This is a genomic window from Larsenimonas rhizosphaerae, from assembly GCF_026240105.1.
GTDB classification, from domain to species: Bacteria; Pseudomonadota; Gammaproteobacteria; order Pseudomonadales; family Halomonadaceae; genus Larsenimonas; species Larsenimonas rhizosphaerae.
The window spans coordinates 139,041-152,564 of record NZ_JAPIVE010000004.1 but is presented as its reverse complement, the minus strand read 5'-3'; the positions used below and the strand labels follow the sequence as shown (position 1 = coordinate 152,564).

Genomic DNA, 13,524 nt, shown 5'->3' with positions numbered 1-13,524 from the left:
TTATGGAGACAGGTCATGAACGCCAGTGACATGGATGCCAGGCGTACCTTTTACCGGTTTGCGCTGGGGGCTGCTCTCCTGCTTGCCACTCACCTGACCGGCGCCTCGTCCGGTATGGGCATGACGGTGCTGGTTGTCGGTGTCGCGGTGCTCGGCTTGCCTCACGGGGCCTTTGATCACCTGCTGGGCCAGCGCATCCTGCGTGGCGGCCTGCTGAAGCAGTACTGCCGCCGTCCCCTGCCGGCATTACTGCTGTTTCTGCTGTTGTATATCAGCCTGTCCATGACGCTGATGGCCGGCTGGATTGCAGCGCCCGCCCTCGGGCTGTGGCTTTTCCTGCTGATTTCGGCCTGTCATTTCGGGACGGACTGGCGTGGCGCATTGCCCATGGCGCCCCGGCTGGCCTGGGGGGCGCTGGTCATTGCCACCCCGTTTCATGCACGACCCGAGGCGGTGTCGGGCATCATTCAGGCACTGGCCATCGACGACCCCGCGCCCTTTCTGCAGGTGGCGCCGTGGGTCTTCTGGGGTGCACTGGCAATCATGCTTATGGCCCTGCCCCGACTGCTGAAGCAGCGCGCTGTACTGGCAAGCCTGGTGTTACTGCTGGGGGCGGGCTGGCTGTTCAACCCGTTACTGTACTTTGCCTGCTACTTCTGTGCGTGCCACAGCCCGATTCACCTGCGCGAAATTCGTCGGGAGCTGGGGATTCGCTCTGCCCGTCAGGCCTTGTGGATGGCTGGCCCGGTCGTGATCGTGACCTGGATTGCCGCCAGTATCGGCTACGCCATCATGGCGCACTACAGTGTGGCCTCGCCACTGTTGAAGATGACGTTCATCGGCCTTGCCTGCCTGACCGTGCCTCATATCATCGTTGAGTGGCTGGACCACCGTATCGGTGTGCCGGAACCGCGCTGAGCGTCACCCGGTACACAGGCGTCAGAAAGCGCTGGAAAACCGTGATCGCTGACCGATCTGCACCTGGTCCCGGCGTCGAGGCCAAGTGCCAGGCCGCGGCACTGCCTGACCTTCTGAACTGATCAATATTTACCGTTGCACAGTCGTCATCCATTCCGTGGAAAGAGTGGGTAGTGACTCCGATTCATACAAGAGGCACGGGCGTAACCGGCGCGTCACCGCGGCGGATGGCGCTGACATTTTCAATGACCAGCGCGATGGTGGCGTCGATGGCACTGGGCGAGAGGCCGGCGGTATGCGGGGTGAGGATCACTTGCTCTGTCAGTGCTGAAAGCTCTGCGGGTACTTCCGGTTCATCTTCCAGCACATCCAGCGCCGCCTGCCCGAGCGTGTTGTGATGCAGGGCATCGATCAGCGCCGCTGTATCAACCACGCTGCCGCGGCCGATGTTGATCAGTAGCCCTTTGGGGCCGAGGGCGTCCATCATCTCGCGGTTGACCATGTGTCGCGTGGCTGATCCGCCGGGCAGGGCGGCCACCAGGATATCGACCCCCTGTGCCAGTGCCAGGGGGTCGCTGTCGTGGGTGTAGGGCAGGTCGGTGCGGGCGTGCCGGCTGTAATAGCGCACCGGCATGTCAAACCCGTGCCAGGCCCGGTGGGCAATGGCCTGGCCGACGTTGCCCATGCCCAGAATCCCCAGGGTCTTGTCATGCAGGGCCGGCAGGCTTCGCCTGACCTCGTCCCAGCGTCCTTCGCGGACGGCCCTGTCGCTTTGCACTATCCGGCGAAGACTGGCCAGCATCAGCCCGAATGTGTGATCCGCCACGGTGCCTGCATTGGTCCCCGGGCCATGGGTGACGGCAATATGGCGGGCGCGCGCCGCCTCAACATCAATGTTTTCAAACCCCACCCCCTGCGCGCAGATCAGTGTCAAATGGGGTAAACGGTCCATTTCCTCGGCGGTGAAGCCGATCGTGCCAATCGTCAGCACGGCTGTAATATGCTCGCCCTGCGTGGCGATCAGCGTCTCCCGGTCCTCGTTCGTGCGGGCGAGGTGCAGGATGATATCGGCATCGGCGAGCTGTTGGCGATGATGCCGGGACAGCGGGGTAACAACCAGCATATGGATGGGCATGATGTCCTCGTTATCGGTACCGCGTGATCAAGGGTGGGCAAGTGGCGCCAGGCTTCTACTATAAGAACAGTCTGGCACAGTCACAGGACGCAGCGTAGACCTGCCGTCCGGCAAGGGAGAGCATCATGGGATTTGTGATTACGCAGAAAACACGCCACGGCGCACCGGCCGTTGAGGTTCGCGATCAGGACGGGGCATGTCGGCTGGTGCAGTCGGCCCGGGGGGCGACGCTGACCGAACTCGTGTTGCGCACCCCGGAAGGGCGGCTGGAATCCGTCATCGACGGCTATGCCAGTGACGAGGAGTTCGACAGCGGTGATGGGGCGCGAAGTGCGGTACTGGCTCCCTTTTCCAACCGGATCGCCGGTGCCCATTACGGATGGAATGGCACCACTCATCGCCTGCCTCATGACGAGGGCAAGCACGCTCTGCATGGCATCGCCTGGCAGCTTCCCTGGACCCTTGAACATCAGGAGGCTGATGACGTGCACGCGGAGCTGTGCTGGGCGCTGTCGCTGACCGAAAACTGCCTGCCCGGGTATCCGTTTCCCCTGTTGCTTGAACTCACCCTGACCCTCGCCGAGAACCGGCTCGACTGGTCACTGGCAGCAACCAATGTCGGCCAGGAGGTCGCTCCCGTCGGGCTGGGCTGGCACCCGTACTTTCTGCCGCCGGGAGGCAAGCTTGATGCCTGCAGTGTCAGGTTGCCGGCCAGTCAGACCGTGGTCACCAACGATGAGTTGATTCCACTGCCTGGAGAGCAGGCCTTTGATCCGGCGCCTCCGATGCCGCTGCAGCTGGAGGGGCAGGTGGTGGATCAGTGCTATACCGTGTCGCCAGCGGTGGTGGGGGATGGTGTCGTGTCCGAACTGAGCGCTCCTGGCGTGGATTATGCCGTGGTGGTTCGTCAGGAGCATGGCGTGGTGCATCTGTTTACCGGCGATCCGCTGACGTACCGGCCGCGCAAGTCACTGGCCATCGAGCCGAACGAGTTCATGCCGGATGCGTTCAACCGGGAAGAGTGGCGCACTGCCCTGGCACTTGAGCCGGGCCAGCGTCGTGAGTTCGGTGCCACGGTGTCCCTTGAACGCCCATTGGGAGAAACCGCCACGGGCGCACCGGACATTGCCGTGGCCTGAGCTCGGTATCGCATTCAAAAAATCGATGCGTAGCGTGGAATTATTTCGTTTTTGTACACGCAGTAACCGTTCTACGCTCAACAGGAATCAGGATTTTTGCGTGTAATCAGGAGGACGTAATGGCCAAGGTACTGGTGCTTTATTATTCAATGTATGGACACATTCAAACCATGGCCGAGGCCGTGGCCGAGGGGGCGCGCAGCGCCGGCGCCGAGGTGACCATCAAGCGTGTGCCGGAAACGATGAGCGAGGAAGCCGTTAGAAATGCGGGCGGTCTGACCGACTACGCTCACCCGGAGGCTACGCCGCAGGAACTGGCCGATCATGACGCCATCATCTTCGGTACTCCGACCCGCTTTGGCAACATGGCCGGTCAGATGCGTACCTTTCTGGACCAGACCGGCGGGCTGTGGGCGAGCAAGGCGCTTTTTGGCAAGGTTGGCAGTGTGTTCGCCTCGACCGGCACCGGCGGCGGTGAAGAGCAGACCATTACTACCTTCTGGCCGACCCTTGCCCACCACGGGATGGTGCTGGTGCCGATCGGTTACGGCACCGACGAGCTGTTTGATATTTCACGGGTCAGTGGTGGTACGCCCTACGGTGCGACTACCCTGGCCGGCGGTGACGGCTCTCGTCAGCCGGATGATCGGGAGCTGGCGATTGCCCGCTATCAGGGCAAGCTGGTCGCGGAAACGGCGGCCAGACTGGCCTGACTTGAATGATGGTGATGTTGCAATAAGCGCCCTTCGGGGCGCTTTTTCAGTTTCCGGGCCCTGGAAAGTGGCGCACGTCATTCCACGTCATCGCGATATGCCATGGTTGGCCTGTCTGCCGTTGATACCGGCACCGCCTCGCGAGGGCACGGTAATCTGCTCTGTCAACACGCGGTGGCGGCGGGCTGTTGTCTGTCTTGTTAACAGGCCCTGTCATCAGCGAGGTGCTGGACCACCCTGTTCGAGATGAACGAGCCGTATCGTTTTTGCCAAAGCCATCATGATGCGCTTGTATTAATTTGGTCTAAATTAACGTCCCATGCCCACGGGATACTGTTGTCTCGGGGTGTCAGTGGACAGGCCAAAAGGAGTCATCATGGCGGGTATTCTTCTGATTGTTATTACTCTGGGATTATTGATCTATCTGGCCTGGCGCGGCGTGTCGCTCCTGATTCTGGCCCCGCTGCTGGCGGTGATTGCCGCTGGTATCAGCGGGTTGCCGATGCTGGGCAGTTATACCCAGATCTTCATGGTGTCGATGGGACGCTTTGTGGTGGCGTATTTTCCGCTGTTTTTGCTGGGGGCATTGTTCGGCAAGCTGATGGAGTTTTCCGGCGCCGCCAGAAGTATCGGCTACTGGACTGTCAATCGGCTGGGTGAGCGACATGCGATTCTGGCTATCGTGGTGTGCTGCGCCGTGCTGACCTATGGCGGGGTGTCCCTGTTTGTGGTGGCGTTTGCGGTATTCCCGATCGCGCGAGCGCTGTTCAAGGCCGCGGATATTCCTGCGCGACTGATCCCCGGGGCAATTGCGCTGGGGGCCTTTACCTTTACGATGACGGCCTTGCCGGGCACGCCGGCGATTCAAAATGCCATTCCGATGCCTTATTTCGGAACGACGGCCTTTGCTGCGCCCTGGCTTGGGCTGGTGGCATCGCTGATCATGATGGCCGTGGGATATGTCTGGCTCAAGCGGCGGGCTGCAGTCGCGCATCGTCACCAGGAAGGGTTTGCAGACAGCCTGGCGGCAGAGGAGACGGTACAGGAAAGCGAGGAGGAGGGCCTGCGGCCGCCGTTATGGAAGGCGCTGGCACCGATCATTGTGGTGCTGGCGGCGAACCTGGTGCTGTCAAAGCTGATATTGCCCGGACGTGATTATGCCTGGCTGGCAACGCCCGCCTGGGGGGCGGCCCGCCCCGAGGATGTGATCGGGGTATGGTCGATCATTGCCTCCCTGTTTCTGGCCTGCCTGACGGTGATTGTGCTGAATCTGCGCCACCTTCGCTCACTGGGCGCGTCGCTGGGCCCCGGGGCACAGGATGCGATGCTGCCGATTTTCAATACGGCGTCCCTGGTCGGGTTTGGTGCGGTCATGGCTGCCCTGCCGGCCTTTGCCGTACTCAGGGAAATGATCCTCTCCATGGCACCGGGCAATCCGCTGATTTCCCTGTCAGTGTCAATCAATCTGCTGGCGGGGATTACCGGCTCGGCCTCCGGCGGCATGAGTATTGCGCTGGAAACACTGGGCGCACGTTACATGGAGCTGGGCCAGGCTGCCGGGATTGCCCCCGAGGTGCTCCATCGGGTAACCGCGGTGGCCACCGGTGGGCTGGATGCCCTGCCGCATAACGGGGCCGTTGTCACGTTGCTGGCCATCTGCGGCATGACGCATGGCAAGTCCTATCTGGACATTTTCGTGGTGGCTGTCGCCGGGCCGGTGCTGGCGCTGAGTGTGATCGTGGCCATGGCCAGCCTGTAATGGTTGAAAAGCGCCCCCCGGGGGCGCTTTCAGGGTATGCCACTACAGAATGGGCGGTGTGTCGGCGGTCACTTCATACAGTTCCAGCGGCGTGCCGTCCGGGTCCTTGAAGAAGGTAAATCGCTGGTGCGTCAGCTCATCGATACGTACCGGCTCCGTTGCGACGCCATGGTGCGTCAGATGCGCGATGGCACCTTCGATATCGGCGACAGCAAAGGCCAGGTGGCGCAGCCCACAGGCTTCCGGCTGATCGACCCGGGCCGGCGGTGATGGAAATGAAAACAGCTCCAGTTGCACGTTGCCCGGCAGACGCACATCAAGCTTGTAGCTGTCTCGCGCCTCGCGATAGGTCTCCTCGATTACCTCACCGCCCATGATCTCCAGGTAAAACGCCCTGGCCGCAGGGTAGTCGGCGGTGATCAGCGCAACATGGTGAATGCCTTTCAAGCCCAGGCTCATGCATTGACTCCTGTCATGGCGTAAATCGCATCGATCAATTGATCCATTTCATCGTCGGTACCAATCGAGATCCGCAGGAACTGGTTCAGTGAGGGTTTATCGAAAAAACGGACCAGGATGCCGCGTTCACGCAGGCCGGTAAAGAGCGCTTCTGCGTCGATACTGCGTGGTCGCACGAACAGGAAATTGGTGCAGGAGGGCAGTACTTGAATATCAGCCTGTTCAAGGGCGGCACGGGTGCGCTCCCGGGTCGCGATCACGGCGTTGCAGCAGGCACGGAAATGCTCGTCATCCTGCATGGCAGCCACCCCGGCAGCAATGGCGATGCTGTCGAGGGGATAGGAATTGAACGAGTCCTTGACCCGGTTCAGTCCGTCGATCAGCTCGGGTGAACCGATGGCGTAGCCGATCCGCAGACCCGCGAGGCTACGGGACTTGGAAAAGGTGCCGGTAACCAGCAGGTTGGGAAAACGGGCCAACAGGGGAACCACTGACTCTCCGCCGAAATCGACATAGGCTTCATCCACCAGTACTACCCGTTCGGTATAGCGTTCCAGCAGGCCGGCAATGGCCTCGCGGGAGTGGGCGTGGCCGGTCGGGGCATTTGGGTTCGCGAAGACAACGCCGCCCGAGTCGGTCGGGAAGGCATCAAGGTCCACCTCAAGGGCCTCGGTCAGCGGCAGCCGGTTCATGGTGATACCGTAAAAGTCGCAGTATACCGGGTAGAAACTGTAGGAGATGGTCGGCACGGCCAGTGCTTCGTCGCGTTCGAAAAAGGCCTTGAAGGCCAGTGCCAGCACTTCATCGGAGCCATTGCCGACAAACACCTGTTCCACGGCGACGTCATGGTGACGTGCGATGGCTTCACGCAGCGCATGAGCGCCAGGGTCCGGGTACAGGCGCAGGCGGTCGATGGCGTACTCGCGAAGCACTTCGGCAACGCCCGGGGCCGGCGGGTAGGGATTTTCGTTGGTGTTGAGCTTGATCAGCTTTTCGCGGGGCTGTTCGCCGGGCACATAAGGTGTCAGCGCCCGCACGGCAGGGCTCCAGAACTGGCTCATGATGACTCGCTTGTTGAAAGAATGCGTACAGGACAGGGAGCTTCATAGTGACGCTGTGCGTCAGACGGTGCAAGTCATGTGCTGTTGTAACGGTTATGCTCGGTATCTCCCCTGTCGGATGGAAGTATTGTCATGCCATCGCTGCGTAGTATTTCTGCCCTGGCCGGCTTGCTGGTGGCCGTATTGATCGTGCTGCTGCCCGGGCAATTCGAGGCACTGACCAGCCCCTGGGCCTGGTGGCGACCTCCGTTCGAGCCTGGCGTGGCACTGGCGCTGCTTGTTCTGGTTCCGGCGCGCGGGCGGCGCATGCTGGCCTGGGGGCTGGCCCTTCTTTTTACACTGATGCTGGTAATGAAGCTGGCAGACATGGCGGCCCTTGGTGCCTACTGGCGCACCTTTGATCCGGTATCGGACTGGCGCCTGCTCGGCCCGGGGTGGAACGTATTATCCAATACGGTCGGAGTGGGGTGGGCCCGAGCAGGTCTGCTGCTGCTGCTGGTTCTGCTGATCCTTGTTCTGGTGGTGCTGGGTCGAGGGTTCGAGGCAGCCGCACGAGGGGGCGCCGGATGGCCGCGTCGCGCCCTGGCGGCCAGCCTTGGATGTAGTGCGCTGGTGCTGGTCATCGGTGGCCTGGGTGGTAACGGGTGGGCGGCGACAACCACGGCGAGCATCGTGGCACACGTCAGGGAGTCCCGGAGCAACCTCGAAGGGCTGGCCGAGCTGAAGGCACGCGTGGCGCAGGCTGATCCGGACGACCAGCCGGGGGCACGGCTTTTTACCGGTCTGCGGGGGCGAGACGTGCTGCTGCTGTTCGTGGAGTCCTATGGGCGCAGCGCCCTTGATGACCCGCGCTATCAGGCGAGGGTGCGCGGGCGGCTTGAAGTCATCGAGCACTCACTGGGGCGGGTGAACTACGAGGCGCGCAGTGGCTGGCTCGAGTCGCCAACGGTAGGCGGGCAGAGCTGGCTGGCCCATTCCACGTTGTTATCGGGGCTATGGATCAATAGCCAACGGCGTTACAACTGGCTGACAGGCACCTCACGTCTGACATTGACGCAGCTGTTCGGCCGGGCCGGCTGGCGAACTGTAGCGGCCATGCCTGCCAATACCAGAGCGTGGCCAGAGGCGGATTTTTATGGCTATGACATGGTTTACGATGCCAGAAGCCTGGGCTATGAGGGGCGGCCGTTCAATTGGGTCACCATGCCGGATCAGTTCACGCTGGCCTCGGTCTATCAGCGTGAGCTGGCCGCCCGGGATGATGTGCCGGTCATGCTCGAAGCTGCGTTGATTTCAAGCCATGCGCCCTGGACGCCGATTCCCACGCTCAGAAACTGGGATCAGCTGGATCGGGGGCGGGTGTTCAATGATGAGGCAGTCGCAGGCGACCCGCCCGCCGTGGTCTGGCAGGACCCGGAGCGGGTACGCGCTCAGTATCTTGAATCAATCGATTACACCCTTCAGGTCATTGGCAGTTTTGTGACGGCGTATCAGCAGACCGATCCTGTCGTGATCGTTCTGGGAGACCATCAGCCGGCGTCGATCATTACCGGCGACAGGGCGACCCGGCAGGTGCCCATGCATATCCTGGCCCCGCGAGGCAATGCGCTGCTGGATGAGGCGACCGAATGGGGCTGGACGTCAGGCATGATTCCGGCCGCAGGGCAGCGGCCGGTGGGCATGGATCAGTTCCGGCACATGCTGGTGACGGGGCGCGAGCGGTAAGGCGCGGCCTCAATCGTTGCCGCGGGCCGTCCGGATACGCTCGTAGGCATTGCCGATTTCGCTGGTACGGGCCTGGGCGACTTCACGCATGCTGTCCGGCAGCCCCTTGCCGGCCAGCTTGTCCGGGTGGTTCTGGCTCATCAACCGGCGATAGGCCTTCTTGACCTCGGCGTCACTGGCATCCTCTTCCACACCCAGCACACGGTAAGCATCCCTGAGCGCTTCCGCCGATGCTTCGGGGGACTGCTCCCTGGCGCCATGCAGCATGGCTTCGATCTGCTGGACTTCCGCATCGCTGCAGCCTACTCCCCGTGCGACCCGCAGAATCATTTCCTGCTCGTTGGGATGCAGGACACCGTCAGCCGCAATGGCCGACAGCTGCACCTGCAGAAAGACCTGCCGCAGTACCGGCTGGCTTTGTGTCAGTCGCTTGATATCTGCCAGGTCCGCGTCGAGATCAAAGGTATCGGCGCGGCCCCGCTCGAAGGACGCTTTGGCCTGGGCGCGCTGCTCGCCCTGAAGGCGAAACTGGTCAAAGAGCTTTTCGACGGCGCTCAGTTCACCATCGGTGACCTCGCCATCGGCCTGGCAAAGACATCCCATGACCGCAAAGGTGGAATCAAGGTAACGGCCCTGTATCTGCTGGCGGGCCTTGATCAGGCGCTGTCGCACGTAGCGTCCGATGGCACCGCCGATCAGGCCGCCAATCAACAGGCCCCAGAAGCCGCCGAAGGCGTAGCCGATAAGGCCAAAAATGATAACCAGTAAGAGCATGGCAATTCCAATAGTCGATGAGACGGAAAATGAGTCAGGCTTGTTTTGGTCAACTATACCCTGGGAGACAACCTTACGGGCAGGGTCGTCTAGACTGAATGGTCATTACAGCCATCATGCAGGTGGAAGAAGGAGGGTGTGATCATGGCCGGAGGATGGGCAAGGGATGGTGCCGTACAGGACCAGATCGACAGCACGGTCGAAGATGGCGTGCAGGAGGCAAGGCAGCGCCTTGAGCAGCAGCGTGGGCCGAGCCTGGAGTATTGCGAGGAGTGCGAGGAGCCCATCGCGCAGGCGCGCCGCGAAGCAGTGCCCGGCGTGCGGCTGTGTATCGACTGCCAGACAGCGGCTGATAAACGCCCTCGGAACGGGGCAGGATTCAATCGGCGTGGCAGCAAGGATAGCCAGCTGCGCTAGGGCTATCCGGCAGGGATGGTGACGTGCAGACAGCCGATGACGTTATATGAGCAGGGCTGCATTTGATAAGTCTGCTAACTACTACCATGCTGGGGATAGTGACTTTTCGAACGCAAGGAGGCCTCGTGGCTCACGATATACTGTTTACTCCGGTTCAGGTGGGTGACCTGACCCTGTCCAACCGGGTGCTGATGGCGCCCCTGACGCGTGCACGTACGCCGGATACCATTCCGGGCCCGCTGCAGGAAACCTATTATGGTCAGCGCGCTGGCGCGGGGTTGATCATCAGTGAAGCGACCAACATTTCGCCGACTGCTGTCGGGTACGTGTACACCCCGGGCATCTGGACCGATGCTCAGGAAGCAGGCTGGAAAGGCGTGGTGGAAGCAGTACATGCCAGGGGTGGCCAGATTGCCATGCAGCTGTGGCACGTGGGGCGCGTTTCACATACCAGTGTGCAGCCGAATAATCAGGCACCTCTGGCGCCCAGTGCCCTGCGCGGCGAGGGGGCTCAGGCCTTCATCGAATTCGAGGATGGTTCTTCCGGCCGAGAGTCCGCCAGTACCCCCAGGGCGATCGAGACGGATGAAATTCCCGCGTTGATCGATGAGTACCGCCAGGCGGCCGTACGGGCCAAACGGGCCGGGTTTGATATGGTCGAAGTACATGCTGCCAATGCTTACCTGCTGCAGCAGTTCATGGCCACCGGTTCGAATCAGCGTACTGACCAGTACGGCGGTTCCATCGAAAACCGGGCGCGTCTGCCTCTCGAGGTTGTGGACGCGGTCAGTGAGGTCTTCGGACCGGGACGCGTTGGCATTCGTCTGTCGCCGTTCATCGAGATATTCGGCCTGACCGACGAGCAGCCTGAAGAAATGGCGTTTTACATGGCGGAAGAGGTCAATCGTCGTGGCATTGCCTATCTGCACATCAACGAGCCTGACTGGGCGGGTGATGATATCCATCTGACCGATGAATTCCGTCAGGCCATGCGGGATCGTTTCAGTCGTGGTGCATTGTTCTTCTGCGGTCACTACACGGCCGAGCGGGCAGACGATACGATTACGCGCGGCATCGCCGATGCTGCTGTCTTTGGTCGGCCGTTCATCGCCAATCCGGATCTGCCGGAGCGCTTCCGTCGCGAGGCGTCGCTGACCGAGCCGGATCCGGAGACCTTCTACGGCGGTGCCGAGAAGGGCTATACCGATTATCCATTCCTGATCGAGTAAGCGCCTCGCATGAAAAGAGCACCCGGGCCTGTCCCGGGTGCCTTGCTCCGGGCGTTACCTGCTGGAAATATTGCTCAAGTGTGCGGTTGCCCTGCGTTTTCCGCCACAATGAAAAAAGGCGACACACTGTGTCGCCTTTCATTATGCATCGGTACTGCAGCTCAGGTTCAGGCAAGCTGGCCGTGCGGGTCGATGACAAACTTCTGTGCCGCGCCGCCGTCAAAGGCAGCATAGCCCTTGGGTGCATCATCCAGCGAGATGGTCTGTACGTTGACCGCCTTGCCGATGGGAGCACGGTCACGCAGGATAGCCTGCATCAGCTGACGCTGATAGCGCATGGCTGGCGTCTGGCCCGTGTGGAACGACATGGCCTTGGCCCAGCCGAGACCAAACTTCATCGAGATGTTGCCGTGTCTGGCTTCTTCCGTGGAAGCGCCCGGATCTTCGGTGACATAAAGGCCCGGGATACCGACCTGGCCACCCGGCTGCGTGATTTCCATGGTGGCATTAAGCACTGTTGCCGGCTGTTCATGGCTGTGGTTATGCCCATGACAGTTGGCTTCAAAGCCTACGGCATCGACAGCACAGTCGACTTCCGGTACGCCGAGGATGCCTTCGATCAGCTCGGACATGCTGGCGTCCTGCTTGAGATCGAGGCCTTCACAACCGAAGCTGCGTGCCTGATCAAGGCGTTTTTCGTTCATGTCGCCCACGATGACGCAGGAGGCGCCCAGCAGTTGTGCGGACATGGCCGCTGCCAGACCGACCGGGCCTGCGCCGGCGATATAAACCGTTGAACCCGGACGAACGCCGGCCATGTAGCAGCCGTGGAAGCCTGTCGGGAAAATATCCGACAGCATGGTCAGGTCAAGGATCTTCTCCATGGCCTGTTCCTTGTCCGGGAACACCAGCAGCTGGAAGTCGGCATAGGGCACCATGACGTATTCGGCCTGACCACCCACCCAGCCCCCCATGTCGACGTAGCCGTAGGCACCGCCGGCACGATCGCCATTAACATTCAGACAGATATGCGTATCGCCACGCTTGCAGGTACGGCAGCGGCCGCAGGCCACGTTGAACGGTACGGAAACGATGTCGCCCTTTTTGACAAATTCGACGTCACGCCCGCATTCGATAACCTCGCCGGTAATCTCGTGCCCAAGTACCAGCCCTTCAGGGGCGGTAGTACGGCCGCGAACCATGTGCTGGTCGCTGCCACAGATGTTTGTTGTCAATACCTTCAAGATGACGCCGTGATGGCATTGCCGATTGCCAAGGGCCAGTTCGGGAAAGGGAATGGACTCAACATTGACCTTGCCCGCGCCGCGGTAAACCACTCCGCGATTGGCATGTGAAGACATGGCGTGCACTCCTTGTTCTGTGTGATAAGTCCCGGCCGAGATACGGCGAGGCTGAGTCAGCATAGGGGGGTATGGAGGAGTGGCGTGTCCTTCAACGGCATTTAATGTAGTAAAAGCGACCTCGTGAGACTAAAGATTTGGCGAATATGCCGTTTTAATCCTGTTCTGCGTTACAGCCTGCATTGAAATGTGACGCATCCGTGCCAGGGGGTGGCCTGGTTATGCTACTTGCCGCTATGCTGTAGGGCCGACCGGTCGCCTTGCGGCCCGTTAATCCAATCAGCAGGAGAGAGTTCATGCAAATCAGGACGTTGCTGGCCGGTGTCGCAATGACTGCCGCGCTCGCCGGGTGTGCTACTTCAGGCTCCCAGGCACCTGACAGCCAGAAACCGGCCGCTCAGACTGCCGAATACAAGGGTACGCTGCCGTGCCGCAACTGCGATGGCATCGACCTGACCGTTGACCTGACCGGTACCGATCAGGCGCAGCCGGCAGATCGCACCTTTACGCTTGAAGCCGAGTACGTCAATCATCCCCAGAACCCGCCTGCAGAACATTACGAAGGCAACTGGGATGTCATGACCGGTACGCCGGCGGATGACAAGGCAACAGTGTATGAACTGACACCCAATGGTGAAGGTCAGGTCTATTACTTCCAGCGCATCGACCCGCAGACGCTTGAACTGATCGACCCGCAGCTTCGCCGGTTTGAAAATGGCCAGGCGTTGCAGCTTAAAAAACAGCCATAAGCCGGGCTCGTTGAACAGGAGGCGCCCATGGGCGCCTTTTTTATGTGCCGGGTTTGACCCGGACAGGTAGACACGACAAGAGAGC

13 protein-coding genes are annotated in these 13,524 nt (G+C 61.0%); 8 read left to right on the top strand and 5 right to left on the bottom strand.

Features of this window, described 5'->3' with window-relative positions; translation table 11 throughout:
• Window positions 1-15: 15 nt before the first annotated feature.
• Window positions 16-918: a Brp/Blh family beta-carotene 15,15'-dioxygenase gene (locus tag OQ287_RS13380; RefSeq protein WP_265896768.1), complete on the top strand. Its 903-nt coding sequence runs from the start codon at window positions 16-18 to the stop codon at window positions 916-918.
• A 184-nt stretch (window positions 919-1,102) separates the two neighbouring features.
• Here OQ287_RS13380 and OQ287_RS13375 read toward each other — a convergent pair whose 3' ends face one another.
• Window positions 1,103-2,053, bottom strand: coding sequence for a 2-hydroxyacid dehydrogenase (locus tag OQ287_RS13375; RefSeq protein WP_265896767.1), 951 nt, complete (start codon window positions 2,051-2,053; stop codon window positions 1,103-1,105).
• Window positions 2,054-2,178: 125 nt separating this feature from the next.
• Between OQ287_RS13375 and OQ287_RS13370 the strand changes: the two genes are divergently transcribed.
• From OQ287_RS13370 to OQ287_RS13360, 3 genes are all read left to right on the top strand, one after another.
• Window positions 2,179-3,192, top strand: coding sequence for an aldose 1-epimerase (locus tag OQ287_RS13370; protein WP_265896766.1), 1,014 nt, complete (start codon window positions 2,179-2,181; stop codon window positions 3,190-3,192).
• 119 nt (window positions 3,193-3,311) lie between these two features.
• Entirely contained in the window at window positions 3,312-3,905 is a 594-nt protein-coding gene (gene wrbA / locus OQ287_RS13365) for an NAD(P)H:quinone oxidoreductase (RefSeq protein ID WP_265896765.1), read from the top strand.
• A gap of 376 nt (window positions 3,906-4,281) precedes the next feature.
• The gene (locus OQ287_RS13360; protein ID WP_250938427.1) at window positions 4,282-5,664 is read left to right on the top strand and encodes a GntP family permease; all 1,383 of its coding nucleotides are present in this window, start codon (window positions 4,282-4,284) and stop codon (window positions 5,662-5,664) included.
• Between the two features lie 42 nt (window positions 5,665-5,706).
• On the opposite strand, the gene gloA2 is transcribed toward OQ287_RS13360, so the two are convergent.
• Both gloA2 and hisC read right to left on the bottom strand, forming a co-directional pair.
• The gene (gloA2, locus tag OQ287_RS13355) at window positions 5,707-6,123 is read right to left on the bottom strand and encodes an SMU1112c/YaeR family gloxylase I-like metalloprotein (RefSeq protein ID WP_250938429.1); all 417 of its coding nucleotides are present in this window, start codon (window positions 6,121-6,123) and stop codon (window positions 5,707-5,709) included.
• Window positions 6,120-7,184, bottom strand: a complete 1,065-nt coding sequence (gene hisC, locus OQ287_RS13350; protein ID WP_265896764.1) for a histidinol-phosphate transaminase — start codon at window positions 7,182-7,184, stop codon at window positions 6,120-6,122. Before hisC ends, gloA2 begins: the two co-directional genes overlap by 4 nt.
• Before the next feature lie 132 nt (window positions 7,185-7,316).
• On the opposite strand from hisC, the gene OQ287_RS13345 reads away from it, so the two are divergent.
• Window positions 7,317-8,909, top strand: a complete 1,593-nt coding sequence (locus OQ287_RS13345) for a sulfatase-like hydrolase/transferase (RefSeq protein ID WP_265896763.1) — start codon at window positions 7,317-7,319, stop codon at window positions 8,907-8,909.
• 9 nt (window positions 8,910-8,918) lie between these two features.
• Here the strand turns inward: OQ287_RS13345 and djlA are convergent, their stop codons facing one another.
• Complete coding sequence (gene djlA / locus OQ287_RS13340) at window positions 8,919-9,683, bottom strand: co-chaperone DjlA (RefSeq protein WP_250938432.1); 765 nt, start codon at window positions 9,681-9,683, stop codon at window positions 8,919-8,921.
• Between the two features lie 144 nt (window positions 9,684-9,827).
• Between djlA and OQ287_RS13335 the strand changes: the two genes are divergently transcribed.
• Both OQ287_RS13335 and OQ287_RS13330 read left to right on the top strand, forming a co-directional pair.
• Window positions 9,828-10,100 carry a DksA/TraR family C4-type zinc finger protein gene (locus OQ287_RS13335; protein ID WP_265896762.1) on the top strand — a complete coding sequence of 91 codons (273 nt, stop codon included), beginning with the start codon at window positions 9,828-9,830 and terminating at the stop codon, window positions 10,098-10,100.
• Window positions 10,101-10,225: 125 nt separating this feature from the next.
• Window positions 10,226-11,329 carry an alkene reductase gene (locus tag OQ287_RS13330; protein ID WP_265896761.1) on the top strand — a complete coding sequence of 368 codons (1,104 nt, stop codon included), beginning with the start codon at window positions 10,226-10,228 and terminating at the stop codon, window positions 11,327-11,329.
• A gap of 167 nt (window positions 11,330-11,496) precedes the next feature.
• Here the strand turns inward: OQ287_RS13330 and fdhA are convergent, their stop codons facing one another.
• Window positions 11,497-12,690 carry a formaldehyde dehydrogenase, glutathione-independent gene (gene fdhA, locus OQ287_RS13325; RefSeq protein ID WP_250938435.1) on the bottom strand — a complete coding sequence of 398 codons (1,194 nt, stop codon included), beginning with the start codon at window positions 12,688-12,690 and terminating at the stop codon, window positions 11,497-11,499.
• A 296-nt stretch (window positions 12,691-12,986) separates the two neighbouring features.
• On the opposite strand from fdhA, the gene OQ287_RS13320 reads away from it, so the two are divergent.
• Window positions 12,987-13,439, top strand: coding sequence for a copper resistance protein NlpE N-terminal domain-containing protein (locus OQ287_RS13320; RefSeq protein WP_250938436.1), 453 nt, complete (start codon window positions 12,987-12,989; stop codon window positions 13,437-13,439).
• Window positions 13,440-13,524 lie beyond the last annotated feature (85 nt).

Bases quoted from the DNA above. Each gene is read 5' to 3' on its own strand.
- OQ287_RS13380 (WP_265896768.1), top strand. From the start codon at position 16: ATGAACGCCAGTGACATGGATGCCAGGCGTACCTTTTACCGGTTTGCG.
- OQ287_RS13375 (WP_265896767.1), bottom strand. From the start codon at position 2,053: ATGCCCATCCATATGCTGGTTGTTACCCCGCTGTCCCGGCATCATCGC.
- OQ287_RS13370 (WP_265896766.1), top strand. From the start codon at position 2,179: ATGGGATTTGTGATTACGCAGAAAACACGCCACGGCGCACCGGCCGTT.
- wrbA (WP_265896765.1), top strand. From the start codon at position 3,312: ATGGCCAAGGTACTGGTGCTTTATTATTCAATGTATGGACACATTCAA.
- OQ287_RS13360 (WP_250938427.1), top strand. From the start codon at position 4,282: ATGGCGGGTATTCTTCTGATTGTTATTACTCTGGGATTATTGATCTAT.
- gloA2 (WP_250938429.1), bottom strand. From the start codon at position 6,123: ATGAGCCTGGGCTTGAAAGGCATTCACCATGTTGCGCTGATCACCGCC.
- hisC (WP_265896764.1), bottom strand. From the start codon at position 7,184: ATGAGCCAGTTCTGGAGCCCTGCCGTGCGGGCGCTGACACCTTATGTG.
- OQ287_RS13345 (WP_265896763.1), top strand. From the start codon at position 7,317: ATGCCATCGCTGCGTAGTATTTCTGCCCTGGCCGGCTTGCTGGTGGCC.
- djlA (WP_250938432.1), bottom strand. From the start codon at position 9,683: ATGCTCTTACTGGTTATCATTTTTGGCCTTATCGGCTACGCCTTCGGC.
- OQ287_RS13335 (WP_265896762.1), top strand. From the start codon at position 9,828: ATGGCCGGAGGATGGGCAAGGGATGGTGCCGTACAGGACCAGATCGAC.
- fdhA (WP_250938435.1), bottom strand. From the start codon at position 12,690: ATGTCTTCACATGCCAATCGCGGAGTGGTTTACCGCGGCGCGGGCAAG.
- OQ287_RS13320 (WP_250938436.1), top strand. From the start codon at position 12,987: ATGCAAATCAGGACGTTGCTGGCCGGTGTCGCAATGACTGCCGCGCTC.